At 62.0% G+C, this 21,518-nt stretch carries 17 protein-coding genes; 5 read left to right on the forward strand and 12 right to left on the reverse strand.

From position 1 onward, the window contains the following. Positions 1 to 9 precede the first annotated feature (9 nt). A complete protein-coding gene (gene smc, locus EWR20_RS06575; protein ID WP_129359813.1) occupies positions 10 to 3,624 on the reverse strand; it encodes a chromosome segregation protein SMC in 3,615 nt (1,204 codons plus the stop codon). A gap of 258 nt (positions 3,625 to 3,882) precedes the next feature. Here smc and EWR20_RS06580 point away from each other — a divergent pair, with 258 nt between their 5' ends. The 3 genes from EWR20_RS06580 to EWR20_RS06590 are packed head-to-tail and all read left to right on the forward strand — an operon-like array spanning position 3,883 to position 8,871. Continuing rightward, a complete protein-coding gene (locus tag EWR20_RS06580; protein WP_129359814.1) occupies positions 3,883 to 4,914 on the forward strand; it encodes a 3-oxoacyl-ACP synthase III in 1,032 nt (343 codons plus the stop codon). Positions 4,915 to 4,942: 28 nt separating this feature from the next. Next, complete coding sequence (locus EWR20_RS06585; protein WP_129359815.1) at positions 4,943 to 7,750, forward strand: alpha/beta fold hydrolase; 2,808 nt, start codon at positions 4,943 to 4,945, stop codon at positions 7,748 to 7,750. Next, on the forward strand, positions 7,747 to 8,871 hold the full coding sequence (locus EWR20_RS06590; RefSeq protein ID WP_129359816.1) for an NAD-dependent epimerase/dehydratase family protein: 1,125 nt from the start codon (positions 7,747 to 7,749) through the stop codon (positions 8,869 to 8,871). Before EWR20_RS06585 ends, EWR20_RS06590 begins: the two co-directional genes overlap by 4 nt. A 23-nt stretch (positions 8,872 to 8,894) precedes the next feature. Here the strand turns inward: EWR20_RS06590 and mutM are convergent, their stop codons facing one another. From mutM to coaD, 5 genes are all read right to left on the reverse strand, one after another. Next, positions 8,895 to 9,875, reverse strand: a complete 981-nt coding sequence (gene mutM / locus EWR20_RS06595) for a bifunctional DNA-formamidopyrimidine glycosylase/DNA-(apurinic or apyrimidinic site) lyase (RefSeq protein ID WP_129359817.1) — start codon at positions 9,873 to 9,875, stop codon at positions 8,895 to 8,897. After that, positions 9,868 to 10,602 (reverse strand): ribonuclease III, encoded by a 735-nt coding sequence (gene rnc, locus EWR20_RS06600; RefSeq protein WP_129359818.1) that lies wholly within the window; start codon positions 10,600 to 10,602, stop codon positions 9,868 to 9,870. Before rnc ends, mutM begins: the two co-directional genes overlap by 8 nt. A gap of 9 nt (positions 10,603 to 10,611) precedes the next feature. Beyond that, on the reverse strand, positions 10,612 to 10,815 hold the full coding sequence (rpmF, locus tag EWR20_RS06605; protein ID WP_129359819.1) for a 50S ribosomal protein L32: 204 nt from the start codon (positions 10,813 to 10,815) through the stop codon (positions 10,612 to 10,614). A gap of 2 nt (positions 10,816 to 10,817) precedes the next feature. Next, a complete protein-coding gene (locus EWR20_RS06610; RefSeq protein ID WP_129359820.1) occupies positions 10,818 to 11,330 on the reverse strand; it encodes a YceD family protein in 513 nt (170 codons plus the stop codon). A 212-nt stretch (positions 11,331 to 11,542) separates the two neighbouring features. After that, positions 11,543 to 12,013 carry a pantetheine-phosphate adenylyltransferase gene (gene coaD / locus EWR20_RS06615; protein WP_129359821.1) on the reverse strand — a complete coding sequence of 157 codons (471 nt, stop codon included), beginning with the start codon at positions 12,011 to 12,013 and terminating at the stop codon, positions 11,543 to 11,545. Between the two features lie 126 nt (positions 12,014 to 12,139). On the opposite strand from coaD, the gene EWR20_RS06620 reads away from it, so the two are divergent. Beyond that, positions 12,140 to 13,387, forward strand: coding sequence for an aminotransferase class I/II-fold pyridoxal phosphate-dependent enzyme (locus EWR20_RS06620; RefSeq protein WP_238147620.1), 1,248 nt, complete (start codon positions 12,140 to 12,142; stop codon positions 13,385 to 13,387). A 38-nt stretch (positions 13,388 to 13,425) separates the two neighbouring features. On the opposite strand, the gene rsmD is transcribed toward EWR20_RS06620, so the two are convergent. The 5 genes from rsmD to EWR20_RS06645 form a co-directional block, all read right to left on the reverse strand. Further along, positions 13,426 to 13,989: a 16S rRNA (guanine(966)-N(2))-methyltransferase RsmD gene (gene rsmD / locus EWR20_RS06625; protein WP_129359823.1), complete on the reverse strand. Its 564-nt coding sequence runs from the start codon at positions 13,987 to 13,989 to the stop codon at positions 13,426 to 13,428. Positions 13,990 to 14,060: 71 nt separating this feature from the next. Continuing rightward, positions 14,061 to 16,337 carry an ATP-dependent DNA helicase RecG gene (locus EWR20_RS06630; protein ID WP_129359824.1) on the reverse strand — a complete coding sequence of 759 codons (2,277 nt, stop codon included), beginning with the start codon at positions 16,335 to 16,337 and terminating at the stop codon, positions 14,061 to 14,063. A gap of 3 nt (positions 16,338 to 16,340) precedes the next feature. Beyond that, complete coding sequence (locus EWR20_RS06635; protein WP_129359825.1) at positions 16,341 to 17,297, reverse strand: DAK2 domain-containing protein; 957 nt, start codon at positions 17,295 to 17,297, stop codon at positions 16,341 to 16,343. A 10-nt stretch (positions 17,298 to 17,307) separates the two neighbouring features. After that, on the reverse strand, positions 17,308 to 18,444 hold the full coding sequence (locus tag EWR20_RS06640; RefSeq protein ID WP_129359826.1) for a thiamine-phosphate kinase: 1,137 nt from the start codon (positions 18,442 to 18,444) through the stop codon (positions 17,308 to 17,310). Positions 18,445 to 18,447: 3 nt separating this feature from the next. After that, positions 18,448 to 18,855, reverse strand: a complete 408-nt coding sequence (locus EWR20_RS06645) for a hypothetical protein (RefSeq protein WP_129359827.1) — start codon at positions 18,853 to 18,855, stop codon at positions 18,448 to 18,450. Positions 18,856 to 19,832: 977 nt separating this feature from the next. Here EWR20_RS06645 and EWR20_RS06650 point away from each other — a divergent pair. Further along, positions 19,833 to 20,318, forward strand: a complete 486-nt coding sequence (locus EWR20_RS06650; protein WP_238147621.1) for a DUF3515 family protein — start codon at positions 19,833 to 19,835, stop codon at positions 20,316 to 20,318. Positions 20,319 to 20,366: 48 nt separating this feature from the next. On the opposite strand, the gene EWR20_RS06655 is transcribed toward EWR20_RS06650, so the two are convergent. Then, a complete protein-coding gene (locus tag EWR20_RS06655) occupies positions 20,367 to 21,494 on the reverse strand; it encodes a D-alanine--D-alanine ligase family protein (protein WP_129359829.1) in 1,128 nt (375 codons plus the stop codon). Positions 21,495 to 21,518: the final 24 nt, after the last annotated feature.

Genomic DNA, 21,518 nt, shown 5'->3' on the forward strand with positions numbered 1-21,518 from the left:
CGGCGACGATCACCGCAAGTCGGCGAGTTTTTGCGAAATCACCTGGGTGATGCCGTCGCCGCGCATCGAGACGCCGTACAGGGCGTCGGCGATCTCCATAGTTCGTTTCTGGTGTGTAATGATGATCAGCTGCGAACTAACCTGCAGCTCTTTGAGGATCGTCAGAAGCCGCCCGAGATTACGATCGTCCAGTGCCGCTTCGACCTCATCCATCACGTAGAACGGCGACGGCCGAGCCTTGAAGATCGCAACCAACATCGCTATTGCTGTCAACGAGCGCTCGCCGCCCGAGAGCAGAGACAACCTTTTGACCTTTTTGCCGGCCGGCTTGGCGTGAACCTCGATGCCCGTCGTCAACATGTCGCTCGGATCGGTCAGGACTAGTTTTCCCTCGCCACCCGGGAAAAGTGTTGAGAAGACCCGGACGAATTGCTCCTGAGTGTCGTGGAAGGCCTGGGTGAAAACCTGCCTGACATGATCGTCCACGTCACGAATGATCTCTTCGAGGTCCGAGCGCGAGGCTTTGAGGTCCTCGAGCTGCTGCACCAAGTACGTGTGGCGTTCCTCCAAGGCCGCGAATTCCTCGAGCGCCAGAGGGTTGACCTTGCCCAGCGCTTTGAGGTCTTTACGAGCCTTGGCCAGACGCTTTTCCTGAACTTCTCGGACAAAGGGTTCCTCCCCCTCTACCTCGCCGGCGTCGTCGAGCACGGGAATCGGAAGGTGCGGCCCGTAATCCGAGACGAGCGTTTCCGCCGTGAGGCTCAGCTCTTCGAGAATCGTCTCTCTGAGAGATTCGAGTTTGGCCTCCCGAGTCGCTCGCTCGAGTTCTCCCGAGTGCGCCTTGGAACGCGTCGAATCCAACTCGTCGCGGATCTTCTTCTCTTCTTCGCGCCCTTCGGCCAGGCGAGACTCGATGCCGGCCCGACGCGTCTGGACTCGTTCACGCTCATCCTGGGCGACATTCAGGGAAGCTTCAATGCGTTCCCTCACGGTGCCGATCATCGCCAGCACCCGGCTCGTCGCGGCGTATTTTGCCTTCCTCTGTTTCTCCTGCCGTTCGACTTCGGCGTGTGCGGCGCGTTCGGAAGCCACCGAGCGCAACGCGGCGTCGTACCTCTGCTTCAACTGGTCAATCTGTCCCTGAGCACCACGCAGGCCGAGTAGGGCCTCGGTCTCCCGTGATCTCGCTGCTTTGGCCTCGTCCGCAGCCTCATTGCGCATTTTCTCGGCCCGTTCCAGGGCCTGACCCCCATCGTGGTCCTGAAGTTCCAATGCGGCCGAGACAGCGCCCACGGCCTGTTTGAGCCGGTCGGCGACCTCCGGTTCCCTTGCTTTGAGCTCATCCAACCGGCGAAGCGCCTGTTCGACTTCCTCTTCCGTCGAGGAGACCAAGGTCCTCGCCCTCGACAAAGCGGCAGCGCTCGCGGTGGACTCGCGGCTGATGCGCGCGAATTCTTCGCGAGCGGCGCGTGCCTCATCGCGAACTCGACGGTGTTCTTCGGAGGCTTCACGGTGTGCCCTCTCGGCCGACGCATAGACGCGGCCGAGCTCGTCGACACGTGCCTGTGCCGCTTCGATCCGCGCGGAGATCTCGAGCCCTGATGCGCCCTCGGCGCTTCCCCCGCGAACTTGCTGTTCCTCGACCACGGTTCCGTCCGAAGCGACTATCCGCCAGGCTTCAGGGAGAACGACACCATGCTCCGCATCATCGATGAACCGCTCACGCAGCTGTGCGGCTGACCTCGCGTCGGGGACAAGCGCGCACCGACGCAAGAGTGAGCGTGCCTCGTCCGCGAGTCGCCCTCCGGCAATGGCCTGAGGCGCCCAGGTCACGTCGACGACACCATCGGACTTCAGCGCCCCGAGGTATTCCCCGAATGCCTCATGACCTTTTGTCCCAACGTCCCCCACCTGGCTGGTTGGGCCCAGCATCAGGCTCAGGACGCCGAGGCCGGCAGCGCGCGCTTCATCCAAGATGGTCCCGAAATCCTCTGTTTCCGAGAGGGCGAGCCCATCAGCAACCGGTCCCAATGCGGTCGATACGGCCGCCGCGGATTCGGGGTCCACCGCAAGCTGCTCGCGAACTCGCGAGGTCTGTTCACGGAACCTTTCGAGGATCGCCTCCGTAGCGTCCGCGGCCGGCATGGATTCTTTCAGGGCCTCTACACGAGCCCGGGCGGCGTCGTGCTCGCGACGGACCGAATTCAGTTCCGTCGCCGCGGCATCCAGGGCCGTTTGGCTCCTTTCGGTGGCAGCGTGGGCGGCATCCGATGCTTCCGAGGCAGTCGAGGTATCTTCCTCAGTCGGCCCGGAAACTTCGGTTTGTCGCTCCAATTCGACGCGGTAATCCTCGAGACGCTGACGAATCGCCTCGACTTCGCGTTCCTGTTCCTCGCGCCGAGCGGTCAGCGTCTCGTGTTCAGATCTCGCCGTGGCCATTTTGCCCCGAAGCGAAGCGATGTTCTCGCGTTGCTCGGCGGCCGCGGCGAGAAGGTTCGCATGGTGCTCTTCTGCGGTTCGGGCTTCCTCTTCCCGGTCCAGACGAAGTTTTCCGTATTCTTCATGCCTCGCGCGCGCTTCGACCAGGGCTGCATCCGCTGCCTCAAGGTCGGAGGCGATCCGATCCGCGTTCTCTTGGAGCCGCTCGGGGTCGCGAAGATGCGCACGTCCCACGGGCGTCGATTGGGTTCTCAACCGCTCCTGCGCGAGTTGGGTCAAAGACTCGAAACGCTCCCGGAGCTGGGACAATGCGTACCAGGTATCTCGCGCGCGCGTAACCTCTGGACTCACCCGCGAAGCTTCCGCCTCCAATTCGGCGATCCTCCGAGACACCTGCTCGTGCGCAGACTCCCGGGCCTTGAGCTGCTCCCGGACCTTCTGGAGCTCATCCGCGTCCGTGTCGAGCGCGGTGGAGGCCTGAACCCAGTCGTCCGCATAGATACGGGCCCTCGCATCACGGACATCGTGCTGGATCCTCTGCGCTCGTCGCGCGACCTTGGCTTGCCGTCCCAGCGGAGTCAGTTGACGCCCTATTTCACCCGTCAGATCTTCGAGACGGGAAACGTTCGTTTCCATGGACGCGAGTTTGCGAAGAGTCTTCTCCTTGCGGCGCCGGTGTTTGAGAACGCCTGAGGCTTCTTCGATGAAACCTCGCCGTTCTTCCGGGGTCGCGTGAAGAATGCGGTCAAGCTGGCCTTGCCCCACGATAACGTGCATTTCCCTGCCCAGACCCGAGTCCGAGAGCAGCTCCTGGATATCGAGAAGGCGACATGAGTTCCCGTTGATCGCGTACTCGGAGCCACCGGTGCGGAACAGCGTCCGCGAGATCGTGACTTCGGAATACTCAATGGGCAGAGCGCCATCGGCGTTGTCGATTGTCAGAGAGACATGGGCGCGACCGAGCGGGGCCCGACCGGAGGTACCAGCGAAGATCACATCTTCCATTTTTCCGCCGCGCAACGACTTCGCACCCTGTTCCCCCATAACCCAGGACAGGGCGTCCACAACATTCGATTTCCCCGAACCGTTCGGTCCGACGACCGCGGTGACGCCGGGCTCGAATTCGAAGGAAGTTGCTGATGCGAAAGATTTGAATCCCTTGACCGTCAACGTCTTGAGGTGCACGCCGCCTCTTTTCCTTCCGGTCTGTTCTTCTCTGCCTCGACCTGGGCCGACCGCATATCCCGGCCACGACCGCCCACTCTATCGCGAGATTCAGGGCTGCCGCTGGAATGGCGCCGAGGGTCCAAACAGACGGAGGAGATTTATGTCAAGGGTGAAATCGCCAGTCATCCGCAAAGCTGGTTGTAGAGTAGTACCTCGAGTGCCACTCACGTAGTTCTCGAATCAGACCCGTTCACTTCCGGATAAAGGCTCGTTTAATTGACCGCTAACTCGTCTATCCACCACCGTAATTCAGCACTTCTTTCAGTGACCAAGGTGGAGGCCGAAGAGGTTCTGCCCTCCTCATATTTCGACGAGCAGCTGGCAGGAACGTACAAACGCCTCAAAATGCCCAAGGGTCTCCTCGAACGCCTTGCAGGCATCAGCGAACGCCGTTCGTGGTCGGCAGACAGCTCGTTCGAACACGGCGCGGCACAAGCCGGACGCGCAGCCCTGGAAGAGGCCGGAATCAAACCGGAACAAATCGGTCTCTTCGTCAATACTTCGGTGACTCGCGACAATTTCGAGCCGGCCGTGGCTGTCGGAATTCACCACGAGATCGGTCTCCCCCGGCATGCGCTGAATTTCGACATGACCAACGCGTGCCTCGGCTTCGTCAACGGTCTCACCGTTGCCTCCTCGATGATCGACGCAGGAGCCATAGAATACGCGTTGATTGTGTGCGGTGAGGACCCTTCGCCGTGGCACGAGACGGCCCTGAATATGCTCAATCGTGCCGATTCGACGCGCGACGACGTTTTGGCTCAGTTCGCGACCCTGACCCTCGGTTCGGGTGCCGCGGCTGCCGTTGTAGGACGGGCGGACCGTCACCCGGAAGGACACCAGATCCTTGGGTCCATCTCGCGCGCAGGTACCGAGCACAAGGACTTGTGCATAGGCGGCGAGGCCGGACAAGGCATGAGCACGGACGCCACAGGGCTTCTCAAATACGGTCTGGAGCTCGTGACCGATGCCTGGGACCGCGCCCACGAAGACGGCTGGGACTGGAACGACATGGATTCCTACATCACCCACCAGATCTCGACGTCCCATACGAACGCCATCATTGACGCCGTCGGTATCGATCGTGACCGCATCCCTGTGACGTTCCCCTACTGGGGCAATGTAGCGGCAGCAGCACTGCCGATGACCCTGGCCCTCGAGGCCGAACGTTTGAAGCCTGGCCAACGCGTCCTCTGCATGGGCGTCGGGTCCGGATTGAACACCGCCCTCATGGAAATCGCCTGGTAGCAACCGCCAACGCACAGAAGAGGTACTCATGGCCGCCGCGAATCGGACATCTCGCCCCACGCCACAGCCCGGGCCGATCCCTTTGAAGCGCTGGCCCGGAGTGGCCAGGCACGCGAGCAGGACGTTGCGTGTCAAGTCGAGCGCTGCCGTGGATCCGGGAACGTACCGGACCTGGCACTTCCTCGACAACGCTCCCGAACTCGAACGGGCCGGCCTCGAACCTGTAGGCACGGTGCTCTGCGTCCACGGGAATCCGACCTGGTCCTATCTTTGGCGCGACGTCGTCGCGGCCGGCTCCGACGCCGGCAGTCGCCCGTGGCGTGTTGTCGCGATCGACCACCTGGACATGGGCTACTCGGAGAGGACCGGGACGGAACGAAGTCTTCAAGACCGGATACGGGACCTGGGCGACTTCACCCAGGCCTTGGGCATCGACGAGAACCCAGGTCCCGAAGGTGTCGTGACGCTGAGCCACGATTGGGGCGGCCTTATTTCCCAAGGCTGGGGTGTCGAGCATCCGGAGCTGCATCGGGGCCGGATTTTCACCAACACGGCCCTCTACCACGCAGAGGGCGAAAAGATCCCCGGCGCACTGCGCCTCGCACTGCATCCGGCCGTACACAGCCGGGGCACCCAGTCCACAACCGCTTTCTTGGACGTGACTCTCTCACTGCACCGCGGCGAATGGGATCCAGAGACCAAGAAGGCGTACCGGTCCCCGTATCAGTCGACCAAGGACCGCAACGGTATTCGAAACTTTGTCGCGGACATTCCGTTGGACCCGCAACATCGCGCCTACCCGGAGATGCAACGAATCGCCCGTGCCGTAGCCGATGACGACCTTCCTTGCCTTGTGCTGTGGGGTCCCGCCGATCCCGTGTTCAAACAGCGCTACCTGGACGACATCCTTTCCCGGAACCCCGAGGCAACATTGCATCGCTTCGACAAAGCCGGTCACCTGGTCGCGGAGGACGAGGACATTGCTTCCGTCCTGTTCACTTGGCTCGACGAAGCCTTGCTGGGGTCCCCCAAAGTGGTCGAACGCCATCGGGTCGTCCGAGAGAAGGACCGCAAGTCCTCTCCCCTGGTCCTGGACTACAGGCCCATGATTTCCGAGTTGGACGAAAGGCGCGCCGACGACTCTCCTGCCGTCGTGGACATGGGTCCCGTCAACCATGGAGCGAGACCCAAAGCCACGGGCAAACACGCCACGGCTCCGTTGGCAACGATACGAAGGCAATTGTCCTGGCGTGAACTCGCCGAGAAGGTCGACCACACGGCGGAAGTGCTCCGGGACCTCGGGGTTCAAGCCGGAACCCGCGTCAACCTCATGGTTCCGCCTGGCTCCCGGCTCACGACGCTGATCTACGCGTGCCTGAAAATCGGTGCAGTCATCGTCGTCGCGGACACCGGCCTCGGGATGAAGGGGCTAACCCGCGCGTTGCGCGGTGCTTCCCCGGAGTTCCTGGTGGGCATCCCCCAGGCGATGCTTGCGGCCAAGGCCGCTGGGTGGCCCGGTCGCCGCGTTCTGGCAGGGACGGCTCATTCATCAACCCTCAGGCTGCTCGGCGCCGAGGCGGGTATCGATTCTCACTTTGTCCGTGAGCCTCAGCCCACGACGCCGTGGAATGCACCCCAGCCGGACAACGTTGCGGCAATTCTCTACACGTCGGGCTCGACCGGACCGGCCAAGGGCGTCGCCTATACCCACCGGCAGCTGTCGTCGATGCGAGACGCCATCCAGAACACGTACAGTCTCTCCGAAGGGGCAGGCCTCGTTGCCGGCTTTGCTCCGTTCGCACTCCTCGGACCTGCCCTGGGCGCAACATCTGTCACGCCCGATATGGATGTGACCCAGCCCAAGACGTTGACGGCCAAGGCTCTGGCTCAGGCGGTCGAAGCGATCGAAGCCACCGTGGTTTTCGCGAGCCCCGCTGCACTCATGAACGTCGTGGAGACGCGGGAGGACATGAGCGAGGACGAGCGCGAGGCCATGCGGCGAGTGGGCCGCCTGCTCTCGGCCGGGGCGCCGATTACGATGCCGCTGCTCGAGTCCATGGCGGAAATCTGCCCCAATGCCAAGCTGCATACCCCGTACGGCATGACCGAATGCCTGCCGCTGACTGATATCAACTTGGACCAGATTCGCGAGGCCGAGAAGGACTCGGATCCGGAAGATGGCGTCGAAGGCGCGGGATCCGGTGTTTGCGTCGGGACCCCGGTATACGGCGCACGCGTACAAGTCGTTCCACTCGATGAACAGGGCAACGCGACCGGCGAACCCACACACGTTCAGAACGTTACCGGCGAAATCATTGCCGCGGCTCCCCACGCCAAAGACCACTACGATCGCTTGTGGTGGACCGAACGGGCGTCGGACACCATTCCCGGCTGGCACCGGACCGGCGACGTCGGGCATTTCGACGCGAGCGGGCGCCTCTGGGTCGAAGGGCGTCTCACTCACCTTCTGTCAACGGAGGAAGGACTCTTGACGCCGGTTGCGGGAGAGACGGCGGCCGAAAAGATTTCCGGCGTGCGTCGCGCCGCCGTCGTCGGAGTCGGGCCGTGGGGGGCTCAGGTTCCGGTGGTCGTGGTCGAGAGAGAATCCACGGCGGCGCGGGGAGGATCTCGGGCGGTCAAGGACGGCCCGGCTCCCCGTGCATTGGCACGCGCGGTCCGAGCCTCAGTGGAGTCCGCTACCGGCGTTCGTGTCGCCGCTGTCCTGCAGGTTCGCGAACATCCGACGGATATTCGACATAACTCCAAGATCGACCGGCCACGCTTGGCCACGTGGGCATCTTCGGTGCTCTCCGGGGGAAAAGTGAGGAAACCATGAACCAGAATGCACGCTGGAACGCGCCCAACCCGCGATACCGTCGGGACATTCTGCCGGACAGCTCGTTGCGGGCTTCCAAGGAACGAACCGTCGTCGTCACGGGCGCAAGCGGACTACTGGGCTCACGCGTGGCCATCAAGCTCATCGAACGCGGTTACACCGTCCGGTGTTTTCAGCGCCGGGATGCGGCGGCCGTACGTGAATCCCTGCAGGAAAAGGGCCTCACGAGGTTCGACCAGCACCGCGGGTCCATCACCAACGCGGACCACGTCGCCCGTGCCTTGGACGGTGCCGACGCCGTGATTCACCTCGCCGCCAAGGTCTCGGTAACAGGCCCTTGGGAGGAATATGTCGAGACCAATGTGACGGGCACACGCCTTCTCCTGGAAGCAGCACGCTCGGCGGGGATCCACAAATTCGTCTATATTTCCTCCCCTTCGGTCTCCCACGCAGGCTCGGCCTTCATGGGCCAGGCCAACGAACCGGCCGATCCGGAGAATGCCCGCGGCAATTACGCTCGATCCAAGGCTTACGCTGAGAAGCTTGCCCTTGACTACGATGCCGAGGACTTCCTCGTCGGCGTGGTCCGCCCTCACCTCGTTTGGGGCCCCGGGGATACGCAGCTCGTGGAGCGTGTCATCGAACGGGCCGCCCGCGGCGGCATCCCCCTTCTGGACGCAGGTGCGGCCCTGATCGATTCGACCTACGTCGACAACGCCGCTGAGGCTATTGTCCGCGATTTCAAACGACTCAAGTCGGTTCACGGCAAGCCCTTGGTCGTGAGCAACGGCGAGCCGAGGACTGTCGGTGAACTCATGACCATGATGTGCGAGGCTGCAGGTGTTCAACCGCCCCATCGCACGGTGCCAGCGTCCCTGGCCAAATTCGCCGGCGGAGTCGTGGAGAAAATTTGGCAGAAGCGCCCCGGTCACGACGAACCTCCCATGACTCGTTTCCTGGCGGAGCAGCTGTCAACCTCACACTGGTTCGACCAGCGCGAAACCCACGAGTTACTCGACTGGCGGCCTGAAGTCTCCATCGACGAGGGCATGGAATGCCTGCGTCGGTATTACCGTCCCCGTAATAGCGAGAACACGGCGTCTTTGCGCCCGCTCGTCTGAGCTTCGGGCGGGTCGGCGGCTTGTCACGCCCTGGTGAAGCCTCGAGGGGTCCGCTGGCACGTGGGGCACCGGTAGGACGATCGGTTCATGAACGCCTCGCGGATTATCAGGGTGTCACTCCCTTCGGTCGCGCACCGTCGGCAAGGTTTGCCCTCGCGTCCGTACACGTTGAGACCCCGTTCGAAGTAGCCCGACTCGCCGTTGACGTTGACGTACAACGCGTCGAAGCTGGTTCCGCCTTCGGCCAGCGCCTCGGTCATGACGACCGTGCACGCGCTGAGCAATTCCTGGGCCTGGGATTTTGTCAGGGATCGTGCCGGTTTCGCATAGTGAATCCTGGCCCGCCACAGCGCCTCGTCCGCATAGATATTGCCGATCCCTGAAATCGTGTTCTGGTCGAGCAGCACGCGTTTGATGCCGCTGGATGTCGCTCTCAGGCGCCGCCGAAACGATGCCTCGTTGAAGTGGGGGTCCAGAGGGTCTCGGCCGATGTGGGCCACGGTCGAGGGGATCTCGGGGAGCCCGAGAACGCTGGTCGAAGCGGCGGGAACGGGGGCACCGGACTCATCGGTCACGTTCACGACCGGGTCGAGGTACATACCGCCGAAAATGCGCTGATCCACGAACCTCAGTTCGAGTAGCTCACCGTCGGCTCCCCTGAGCGTCCAGCGTATTCGCAGATGACGTTCGGGCGGAGCCATCGATGGTTTGAGGAGCGTTTGTCCGCTCATTCCGAGGTGAACGACCACGGCCCTGGGGTCGCAGACCGGATCCTCGTGCTCCCGGCTTTCCGTTCCGCGCGTCAGCCTTAACCACATGTATTTGCCGCGTCGGCAGACGTCGCGGATTGTTCCGCCGACCAGTGAGGAGGAAAAGGTGTCGACGGGCCCGGTGTGGCGACGCAGGGAGCGTGCGTCGAGTACCTCTACCGCTTCGATTCGCGCACCGAGGAGGTGCCGGGCAAGCCCGGACCGTACGACCTCGACTTCGGGAAGTTCAGGCACTTTCCGATGCGTCCGCGCGGAGCAGAGTCGTCGGCGCGTCTTCTTGGGACGTAAGGTAACGGTAAGCGGCCTCGGCCGCGGCCCTCTCCGCATGTTTCTTTGCGGACCCGGTGCCCACCCCGTACACCTTGTCGCTGATTTCCAATTGAGCTTCGAAGACTCGGGCGTGGTCCGGCCCAGTACCGGTCACGACGTACTGGATGTCACCCAGATCGAGTTCGGCAGCCAATTCCTGGATCTCCGTCTTCCAATCGCGCCCGGCTCCAAGGACGAACGCGTCATCGAGCAGAGACCCCGTCAAACGCAGGACGAGATCCCGGGCGCATTCGTCACCGCATGAAATGAAGGTCGCTCCGAAGAGAGCTTCCATCGTGTCGGCCAGAATCGAGTCCTTGTCGTCACCGTGGGTCAGCAATTCACCCCGCCCGAGTCGGATATGGGGCCCCAGGTCGAGGGACCGTGCGATCGCGGCAAGGGAGCGTTCGGACACGACGGCGGCGCGTCGCTTGGCCAATTCGCCTTCCGAAAGGTCCGGAAAACGGTTGTACAGCTCGGTGGTCACCGCCAGGCCGAGTACGGAATCGCCCAGGAATTCGAGCCGTTCATTGTGCGGCAGCGGCCCGTTCTCGTAAGCAAATGATCGATGAGTGAGCGCAAGCTGAAGCGTCTCGGCGTCTATGTTGACACCGAGACGCTTCAGGAGCTCTCCGTTTTTCACGGTAGTCATAAGGACGTCTTAGACGTCAGCCACCTTGCGGCCCTTGTACTCGAGGTACAGCGGGGTGCCGGCGGAATCGGTAACGACCTTCGCCTGGTGGGGAAGGCTGTACGTCACCTTGCCGTTTTCAACGGTCTTGACCAGCTGAGGCGCGGTTGCCTTCCACTGGGAGCGACGTGCGCGCGTATTGGCACGGGACATTTTCCGCTTGGGAACAGCCACGGCTATCTCTCTTCTCTCGTCTCGGTTGTCTCGTTTGCGGTCTCCGCACCGAGCAGCCCGGTTAGGGCCGACCAGCGAGGATCCAGAACCTCGTGGTGATGATCGGGATTTTCGTCCAGGCGCACTCCGCATTCGGAGCACAGTCCCTGACAATCTTCTCGACACACGGGCTGGAACGGCAGTTGCGTTATGACCGCATCCCGCAGAACCGGCTCGAGATCGATCGAATCGTCCTCGACGCGGTACTGCTCGTCTGCTTCGTCTTGCGACGGGCCTTCAGGTGCAGGTTCAAAAACATACAGCTCTTGAATGTCAGCCGAAACCGGATAATCGATGGGATCCAGGCACCGGCTGCACTCTCCATGAACTTCCACGGAGGCAACACCACTAACCAAGATACCATCATGCACCGATTCGAGGCGGAGGTTGAGCATGATGTCCGAACCTTCGGGCGCTCCGATGAGAGCATTCCCGAGGTCTTTGGGCGCGGCCACGGTCTCATCGAGAGTATCCATGGTCCCGGGGCGCTTGGCCAGGTCCCTGACCGTAAACCTCAGGGACGATGAATTGTCATGCTTGATGATGAACTCCTGAATCCGACGTGATGACCGACTGTCCAGCCTACTCAGGACTGCCCGACCCCACAAGCCTCAATCACCGTGCAGCTTCCTCCTGTGCTTAACATCATAAGCCAGTAGGATCGCGGGTGTCCGAAGGTGTGGAGAGGCTATTCATCCAGGCGTCGCGCGACCGATCGCGGCACGAAACTGCGAATGTCTCCGTCGAAGGATGAAACTTCTTTGATGATCGACGAGGACAGGTGACCGTTTTTGGGGTCTGCCGCGAGGAATACCGTCTCGACGCCGCTGATATTGCGGTTCATGGTGGCCATGGGGGCTTCGTATTCGAAATCCTTGGAGTCACGCAGCCCCTTGACGATGGCCGTCGCGCCTTTCGTCCGAGCGAAATCCGCGAGAAGACCATCGGACATCGGTTCGACCGTGACCCCGTCGAGCCACCCGAAAACTTCACCGACCATATCGAGGCGTTCCTCGAGGCTGAATCGGTATTTCTTGGCAGGATTATTGGACACGGCAACGATCACTCCGCCAGAAAAGATTTTGGTGGCGCGCGTGATGACTTCGACGTGTCCGTTGTGAATGGGGTCGAATGAACCCGGGCAAACGGCAAGACTCATGCCACCAAAGTATCAGGAGCCGTCAGAGCGGACATCCCACGCCAACCTGTCATCGATCACGACGCCGTGTCGGATGAAATATGTGATCCTGCCTACGATATAAGCATGTGTGTTCACCAGACTCCCTTGACCAGTACGGAATCGACTTCTTGCGGCACTCGCTCTGCTGTAGCTCCTCCGTGGAAACGGCTCGCCGAAACCGCGGGCCTGCTGGATCCGAATGGTCGTCTGTCCTCGACGATCTTCGAGGAAATGAGCGCACTTGCGGTCACATACGACGCCATCAACTTGGGCCAAGGCTTCCCCGACACCGACGGGCCTGATGTCCTCGCGGCGGCCCTGAATCGTGCCGTGGCCGCCGGCAAGAACCAGTACTCCACCATCGCAGGGTCACCGGAACTACGCGCGGAACTGGCCCAGCACGAAGTGCTGCACGGACGGCGTCGCCCCGATGCCGAATCAGAAATCACCATTACGGCCGGTGCGACCGAAGCGTTGACCGCTTCAATGCTCGCTTTCCTCTCTCCCGGCGACGAAATCATTCTTTTCGAGCCGTTCTACGACCTCTACCCTGCTATCGCCGGATTGACGGGCGCGGAGATCGTGACCGTTCCTCTGCTTCCGCCGACGTTCGCCCCGGATGCCGACCGGCTTCGCGCAGCCTTTACGGACCGTACGCGCATGGTCCTCGTCAACGACCCGCACAATCCCACGGGCACGATATTCGATCCGGAGACGATGTCTCTGATAGCGGAACTGGCCGCGGAAAAAGATGCCATCATCCTCACAGACTCGGTTTACGAACATTTGGCATTCGATCGGGAGACCGTTGACCCGGCTTCCCTCGAGACAGGCCATGACCGCACGATTCGTGTTTCCTCCGTTTCCAAGACGTTTTCTATTACGGGATGGCGGGTCGGCTGGGCCATCGCACCGCCAGAGCTGACCCGCGGTCTCCGGGTGACCAAGGGGTACCTGTCCCACTCGGCCGCGGCTCCCGCGCAATGGGCTGTGGCCCAAACCATGCGCTGGGCGCGTCAGACAGATTTCTACGCGGAGTTGAAGGACCAATACCTGAATCAGAGACAAACGCTCCTCGAGGGATTGACCGGCGGAGCGTTCAACCCAGTCAGGCCGGAAGGGACTTTCTTCGCCGTGGCCTCGACGGAGAATGTACCGGCGTCATGGGGCAAGGACGGCATCGAGATAGCTGAAGCTCTTCCTCGGAACGCAGGGGTCGCCGTCGTGCCTCTGCAGGCGTTCGCCACACCGGAGAACCGGCATTTGTACGCGAATTGGGTGCGCTTCGCATTCTGCAAACGACCAGATGTGCTCCGGGAAGCCGCGGAGAAATTGGGGACTGCGGGTTTGTGACGAGCTCGTAGCCTCCGTGGCTCACCGCACGGTGATACTTAAGCTTCCGGTTCCGCGAACCACAGGGAAGTCTCACCATACGTTCGATGGCCGAAACGTCGGAGGCTTGTCCCCCACTCGGGTTCGAGGCTTCGGGTCGAACGTTCCACGACGACGACGGCATCGCCGGCCAGTGCGGGAGCCATGACCTCGAGCAAGGTCGCGAGTTCAGCCTCGGACATGGCGTACGGAGGGTCGACAAAGACCAGGTCCCAGGGACCTTCGCCTCGCTTCAGATATGTGGCGGCCGACGAGCTGACGACCTGGATACGAGCGGGTACCCCAGATTTCTCGAGTGTCCGCCGGTTGTGTGTACAGGCCTCGAGAGCGGCACGGTCGCGATCCACGAGGGTCACGGCCGCGGCACCGCGGCTCGCAGCCTCAAGCCCAAGTGCACCGGAGCCGGCGAAAATATCCAGAACGTGAGCTTCACGCACCACGTCGTAAGTTTCCAGACGAGAGAACAGGGCCTCTTTGACACGGTCGGTTGTCGGACGAGTGTTCTGCCCTTTGACTGATGCCAAGCGGCTCCCGCCAGCCACCCCGGCAATAATGCGGCTCATAGCGTGATTCCTCCATCGCTTCGTCGAGTCACCAGGGTGCCTTGCCCCGGAGTTCGACTTTCAAGTGTGAACTACCCTCGATACAAGTATTCGGTGTTCGCTTGGTCCCCGGCTTCCCGTACGGCGCGCAACAGATCCGGGGCCTCGATCAGATCCGGGTCCCGCTCCACAAGAGCTCTCGCATCCGAACGGGCCTGCTCGATGATCTTCGCGTGACGAAGCACGGATAGATTTTTCAGAGCGGATCGGTGGCCCGACTGGCTGTCTCCGAGGATGTCGCCCTCTCTGCGTTGTTCCAGGTCAAGAGTGGACAATTCGAAACCGTTGCGCGTCGAGGCCACGGCCTGCAAGCGCGGCATAGAGGGTCCATCGGAATTTTGCTCTGTAACCAGCAAACACGTCCCCTCAAGACCTCCACGGCCAATTCGCCCTCGCAATTGGTGGAGGGTCGAGATGCCGAGCCTGTCCGCATCCATGATGATCATGAGGCTTGCATTGGGGATGTCGACTCCGACCTCGATGACGGTGGTTGCGACCAAGATATCTACTTTTCCAGCGGCCATGCGGTTCATGACCTCTGCCTTCTCTGCCCCGTCCATACGCCCGTGGAGCGTGGCCAGGCGAGTTCCCGCCAGGGCAGGCAAGGAGGCCAGCTTTCGGTTCAGGCCTTCTACGGACTGCAAGGGGGAATCCGGCGCATCATATCGGCCGGTGGCCGCCGATGTCGGAGCGTCGTCGCCGATCGTAGGGACCACAACGAATACCTGACGACCTGCGTCAACCTCTTCCCTCGCCCGTTGCCACAAGCGACCTTCCCAGGCCGGGTGGTCCGCAAGTGAGACAACGTGCGTCGAAACCTCTTGGCGTCCGGCAGGAAGTTCGTCGAGGACGGATACGGCCAAGTCGCCGAAGACTGTCATAGCGACCGAACGCGGGATTGGGGTCGCCGTCATGACGAGCCGATGCACCGGTTCGCCATCGCTGCCGGCCAGCGAGTGACGTTGCCGCACCCCGAACCGGTGCTGCTCGTCCACGACGACCAGACCCAGAGAAGCGAACGAGACGTTGTCCCCCAGAAGCGCGTGTGTACCGATCACGATTCCAGCCGCGCCGCTGGCTATGTCCAGCAAGGCTTGTCTCTTCGCACCCGCCGACGTGGAGGACGTGAGCACCACGACGCCGACGTCCTCGGCGAGCGGGCCCAGGGTGTCAAGGATTGAGCGAAAATGCTGAGTCGCCAATACTTCGGTCGGCGCCAACATGGCGGATTGGCCCCCAGCGTCAACGACCTGCAGCATGGCTCGCAGGGCAACGAGAGTCTTGCCCGATCCGACGTCTCCCTGAAGAAGTCTGTTCATCGGACTCTCACGGGAGATGTCCGCGGCTATTTCCTCTCCGACGCGACGCTGCCCGTCCGTCAGCCTGAAAGGAAGGTTCGTGTCGAAGACCTCGCGTACGCCTCCTGGCCGCGCCGGGTACGGGCTGGTGCGTTGAGCGTCGAGAACGGCAGCCCTCCTCGCCAGAACTGTCTGGAGCACCAGGGCCTCTCGATACCTGAAATATCGCAGAGCCTTGTGCGGTTCTTCCTCGTCACGCGGCCGATGGATGGCCTCATAGGCTTGAGGTGCGGTCATGAGCCGGTGCCGCGTGCGGAGATCCTCGGGCACAGGATCCGTGCACTGCCGCAAATCAACTGTGTCCAAGACCACCGCGACGGACGCCGCAATCCTGTCAGTGGTGTATTTGGCGGTGGCAGGATAAACGGGCAATGGTGCGACCGATGGGTCCGGTTCATCCCCAGGAGCCCCTGCTTGGCCGGTGTCGGTCAGAACGGCGTAGTGCGGATTGGTCAAGGTCAGTTGTCCTCTGAACTCGTTGACCTTCCCGGAGAACATGACGTGGTCCCCCACGGCCAAGTCTTTGGATGCCGTCCACGCATTGAAGAAGGACAAGGTCATGACGTTGCCCGGAGCTGGGCTGTCCGAAGGAACCATGCCGGAAGCGGCCAACCCGTCCAAGCGACCACCGAATCCGCCGTCCACGCGGCCCGCCTGCGTTCCTTCCGGGGCGAGCTGATCGGTCACGGTCACTTCCGCAATCGAGCCTCGTCGAGTGTGTAGCCTCCGCGTGCTCACGGACAAGATCCGAGAGATGATCGAAACGTCCTGACCAAGCGTCAGATCCGCGAATCGAGTCAGTTCACCCCGCGGGAGATAGCGTCGCGGAAAGTACTCCAGCAGTTGGCCCACGGTTTCGAGTTCCAGGTGCCGAGCAATGGCTTCTGCTGTTTTCGGATGCAGAACCGAGCGAAGAGATCGTTCTTCCGGAAGCTCGGGCTTTTCGCCCATGATCTATTTTTCCTTCGCAGACAGAGACTCGGTCGTGATGTCGACGGGTTTCCCATAAGGGCTCAGAATCGACATGGCGTCCGATACTTCTCGTACGTGTACGTGCACTTTCCACCGAATTTTCTCGGTGGTCGTTTGCGATACCGCGGACATGATCACCGAGTCACCGGCTTCCGAGAGTTCGTGACGGACCTGGGCCGCCGAAAGTGCGTCCAATTCGACGCTGCACATGAACTCGACACCGTCCTCACCGATCTCCGCGCCATCCGCGGTGGTGGGCTCCGCAGCGCTTTTCCTGACAGGCTCCGCTATGTCGGGAACCAACAATTCCGCATAAGGCCGCTGGTCAGCACCAGGGAATTCTTCTCCGCGCACGATATGTGCCAGGACGTCCACGATGATCAGCATTCCGAGGGCGCCTGCGTCCACCCGCCCGGTGTCCCGGAGTACCTCAAGTTGTGTGCTGGTCCTCCGTACGGATTTGTGTCCGACCCCGACCAAGTGCTCGATCATATTGCACAAGTTCTTATTCGAGTCGTCGGCGTCTTCCCAGGCTCCCGCGGCGCGGGTGATGTCGTTGACGAAAGACAAGATCGTTCCTTCGACAGGGTCGTGGAGAGCGCCGAGAACACGAGTACGGGCGTGCTCGAGCGCGCGCGCGAAGCCGAAAGCCGTGAGCCGGGATTCGTCCCGAAGTGGCCCAGCACAACCTGCGAGCACGACGGCAAAGAGAGTTCCGGAGTTACCTTTGGCTTCCTCGAGGCAATGGCGTCCGCAAATCTCGAAGAGTTCGCCAACCAATGACGTGTTTACCATTTCGGCGGCTTGGGCACCCGCGCGCACGGTAATCGCCATATTAGTCCCGGTATCCGCGTCCGCTACGGGGAAAACGTTGAGGGCATTGAGCTCATCCTGGTGCTGATCGAGGGCATCTGCTGCTACCGACAGCCAACGGCGCATAAAAACGGCGCTAGATCCAGTCCTTTGCTGCAAAATGATCCCATCCCCTGTTTTCTCGGGTCCTCCCGTCCACACTGACCTGTGGCTCCCGATCGTCTGATTCTCGACACGAGCCTATCGCAATCACCCCATCCGGAAGTCGAGCTGTGGATGGGAGGCAGGCAAGAATTCCATGATCTTCTCCACCAGCCAGAACCCAATCCAGCGGGTTCTTTCCGACGAGGTCAGCAGCCGTCTGCAACGGCGCGCACAGAGTTCCCAGGCCCTGCGTGTCCACCTCGATCCCCACACCGGAAGCCCGGGCTATGCGGTCGGCATCCATCACGAGTCCATCGGAAACGTCGATCATGGCCGTGGCCCCAGCGGCGGACAATTCACGGGCGAGGGCCAGAGGCGGCAGAGGCCGCAACTGGCAGGCTGCCAAGGCCGCGAGAGAATCCGCAGGTGCAGCCCACGGCAGATCCCCGCTCCCCTCCTCCGTGAATGCAAGCGGAGGCTCGCCGTTTTCGTGCAGGAGGACGTCCAGCCCAGCGGCCGCACGCCCTACCGTGCCAGCCAGAACCACCAGATCCCCCGGACGAGCACCCGACCGCAATACCGCAGGCAAAGCCGTGCTGACGAGGTTCGGCCCCGCAACAGCCTCTTCCGTTCCTAGACCGACCAGTCCGAAAGCCGCCACGGTGGCCGAGAGCTCCGTGCCAGACCCGACGTCGCCGCCACCCACGGTGCAGCCCGAGGCGCCGAGCCTCCGGATGGCCGCACAGTAACCGAGAGCCATCTGGCGGACCATCTCGAGGGGAGTTTGTGGCGGGAGGCTCAGACTGATCACGAGCCCCGTGGGCACAGCCCCCATAGCGGCGACGTCCGCGAGATTCTGGGCGGCGGATTTCCACCCGAGGTCAAAGCCGCCGACGTCGTATCCGCATGGATACGACATGAGATAGTCCTGACCCTGAGTTTGCGTGTCGATGGTGACGACGGTACGACCGCGGGACTGATCGTAGATGGCGCAATCGTCGCCGGGTCCGAGCAGAAGACGGGACGCGCCATCGCGAACCATCGCGAGGTTATGAGCATCGAAGATCTCGAGCATCGGGCGGAGAAGCTGTTCCTCGGTGACGTCCGATACGGTGTGCCGCAGGGCCACGGCTTATTGCTCGTGCTTCTTGTGAGACAGGGTTTTGGAGGTCCGCGCCAACACCGTGCCCACCCCGCCGAGAGCCAGGGCAGTGAAAACGAGAATCGGGATCGGGCCACGCAGTGCCGTGAGGTTACGGTGGTTGCCGGCCTCTTGATGCTCCCCGGAAGTGCTCGCCTGTTGGCCGACGTCGTTGACTCCGGCATTGGCGTCCGAGTCCACCGGGTCGGCCGCCGGGGCGTCGGATTCCTTGCTGTTCAGATAATGGCTGACCCAACTGGATATACCCGTCACGTCGCCGACGGATCTGCCGGTATTTGCCGCTGCGGCTTCGCCATCACCGGAACCCTGTCCTGTGGATTTCGTGTTGCCGTCGCCGGTCTGAGGCGCACCTGCCTGACCGTTGGTTCCAGCGGGCACCTGTGTTGCCTTGCTCCCCGATGCGGGCTTTTCGCTCGACGAGGGATCCGAACTGGTATTTCCCGGTACCGTGCCCTCGTTTCCATTGTTTCTCGACTCTCCGATGCCTCCTCCCGGTTGGGGAGGTACCGCACCTTGACCCGGATCCGGCACAGGCTGAGCGTCCGTGGGGGCAGGTCCTGGTGCCTGAGTCGGTTCCTGAGTCGGTTCCTGGGTCGGCTCCTGTGTAGGCTCCTCGGTCGGCTTCTGAGCGGGTTGACTACTTGGGTTTTGAGTCGGGGTGGCTGTCGGCTCGTCGCTCGGCTGCTCCGTTGGCTCGCCGCTCGGGTCGGCAGTCGGTTGCCCTGTTGGCTCGCCGCTCGGGTCGGCAGTCGGTTGCCCTGTTGGCTCGCCGCTCGGGTCGGCAGCCGGCTGCTCCGTGGGTTCCTGAGTGGGGGTACCAGTAGGGTCCGAGGAGGTCGGCGGCGTGGCCTCCGATGAACTACTCGTTGAGTCGTCCGTGGGTGAGTTGCCGTCGGATTGACCCGATGAGGGTTGGGTGACGGTCGGGGCAGCCGGTCCCGTCGAAAAGCTGGGAGCGTCCGTCATATTTTCCGCAGCCGCGGCGGACACAGTTGTGAGACCCGCCACGCCGATGACTGCGGCGCATGCCGCACAGCGATACGCCAATCGCTGTCTTGCGCGGCTTTTCTCGTCCGGCATGTGGCTGCTACGAATGATTCCTACCTCTTCGAGATGTTCTGGTCAGTCGGGCGGCCCACGAACGAGAACCTTTGTCCTGTGACAATACCCCTTGGATGTCAGATAGCTGGGGTATCCTCGAGGACGTGAATTCACATCGTCTTTCCCGCCTCAGAACGTTCAGTTTAGGACGCTCCGTTGCAAAGGTACAGAATGGCTGGTCAGCGCGAAAGGCGTGGGCCTGTGGCCTCGCTGCTTCCGCCCTAGTGCTCAGTGGATGCTCGTCCGCGGTAACGGTGGACGCAGCCCCTGATGCCACGAATCCGGATTGCGCCAGAGCTCTCGTCGCGATGCCGGACACACTTGCCGGGCAAGACAAGCGGGAGACCACGGCCCAGGCCACTGCGGCGTGGGGCGATCCTGCGACGGTCATTCTCAAGTGCGGGGCGCGCGTCAAAGAACCGGTCCAGGATCCGTGTGTCCGGGTCAACGACGTCGATTGGACCCTGCGGCAAGACGGAGAGTCCGAAGAGTCGCCCGAGCGGAGTGAATCTTCGAGCTCGTCCTCAGGCACGGGCGTCGACCAGGGTCAGTCTCTCGACGGAACAGGGACGTGGACAGCCACTTCCTTTGGACGCTCCCCTGCCATCCAGGTGACGTTCGACGCTGCCAAGGTCAATTCCTCGACGTTGCTGGTGGATCTTCAATCGGCCGTGAACCGTATTCATCAGACCAAGGAATGCACAGACGTCTCTGACAATCTGGACTTGTCCAAGAATTGACGGTCCGTGTCGGGAGCCGAGGATCACGGTTACACCTCGTAGCTGCGATCACCGCAGCCCCGGGGTCCTGTCCAGAGCCAAGCGGATCAGGCGGTCCACGAGTTGACCGTAATCGATCCCGGATTCTGCCCACATCATCCCGTACATGGAAATCGGGGTGAAGCCCGGCATCGTGTTGACCTCGTTGATCACCACGCGTCCGTCGTCCGTGTAGAAGAAATCGCAACGGGACAGACCTTCTCCGTCAAGGGCCAGAAAAGCCTGAACCGCTTTTTCTCGGATGGACTCCCGGACCTCTTGTGGCAGATCGGCCGGGCAACGCAGTTCGGACGAGGCGGTCTCGACGTATTTGGCCTCGAAGTCGTAGAAAGCGTGATCGTCTCCGACCATTTCGATTTCGCCCGGGTGGGATGCTTGCGGAAGCTCGTGACGGAATCCGTCCAGGACCGCGCACTCGATCTCCCGGCCGCTGATCTCTTCCTCGACGACGATCTTCGGGTCCAAAGCCTGCGCCTGGTCGATGGCTTCCTCGAGATCCGCCCAGTCTGCCACACGGGTAATGCCGCAGGAGGATCCGGCCCGAGCCGGTTTGACGAAGACGGGGAGAGCCAATTCCTGGATCTTTCGCAAGCTGGCTTGCCGATCGTTGACCCAATCGCGGGCCGAAATCACCCGATAAGGACCTACTTCCAGGCCAGCCGATTCGAAGGCGACCTTCATGAAATGTTTGTCCATACCGACCGCGGAAGACGTCACGCCCGCACCGACGTACCGGAGGTTGGCCAATTCGAGCAATCCTTGGACCGTTCCGTCCTCGCCGAAGGGGCCGTGAAGCAGAGGGAAAACGACATCCAGATGAGGGCCCTCGCCGAAGGTGCCGTCATCGTACTTGAGATACATTCCCTGGTTGGAATCGCCCATCGGCAGCGAGACGCGAGGACCTTCCCCGGAAAAGCGGGGAAGCACTACGCCATCCATCAGTTTGTTGAGTTCTTCTTCGCTGCTCAGGTGCCAGGTCCCCTCGGGTGTGATGCCGATCAGAACTGGTTCGTACTTCTCGTGGTCGAGGACCCCAAGGACCCCCTTGGCGGTGATGAGTGAAATCGAGTGCTCGGAAGAGACTCCCCCGAACAAGATCCCAACGGTGGTGCGACCGGTCGATGCAGTGGTGGTCATGGGCTCTCTCTCACGAAATTCTTG

Origin of the sequence: Rothia uropygioeca, from assembly GCF_004136585.1 — a bacterium.
Taxonomy (GTDB): domain Bacteria; phylum Actinomycetota; class Actinomycetes; order Actinomycetales; family Micrococcaceae; genus Rothia.

Coding starts and splice junctions, on each gene's coding strand:
- EWR20_RS06585 (WP_129359815.1), top strand. CDS start 4,943: ATGGCCGCCGCGAATCGGACATCTCGCCCCACGCCACAGCCCGGGCCG.
- EWR20_RS06590 (WP_129359816.1), top strand. CDS start 7,747: ATGAACCAGAATGCACGCTGGAACGCGCCCAACCCGCGATACCGTCGG.
- rnc (WP_129359818.1), bottom strand. CDS start 10,602: ATGACTACCGTGAAAAACGGAGAGCTCCTGAAGCGTCTCGGTGTCAAC.
- EWR20_RS06610 (WP_129359820.1), bottom strand. CDS start 11,330: ATGGATACTCTCGATGAGACCGTGGCCGCGCCCAAAGACCTCGGGAAT.
- coaD (WP_129359821.1), bottom strand. CDS start 12,013: ATGAGTCTTGCCGTTTGCCCGGGTTCATTCGACCCCATTCACAACGGA.
- rsmD (WP_129359823.1), bottom strand. CDS start 13,989: ATGAGCCGCATTATTGCCGGGGTGGCTGGCGGGAGCCGCTTGGCATCA.
- EWR20_RS06630 (WP_129359824.1), bottom strand. CDS start 16,337: ATGGGCGAAAAGCCCGAGCTTCCGGAAGAACGATCTCTTCGCTCGGTT.
- EWR20_RS06635 (WP_129359825.1), bottom strand. CDS start 17,297: ATGCGCCGTTGGCTGTCGGTAGCAGCAGATGCCCTCGATCAGCACCAG.
- EWR20_RS06655 (WP_129359829.1), bottom strand. CDS start 21,494: ATGACCACCACTGCATCGACCGGTCGCACCACCGTTGGGATCTTGTTC.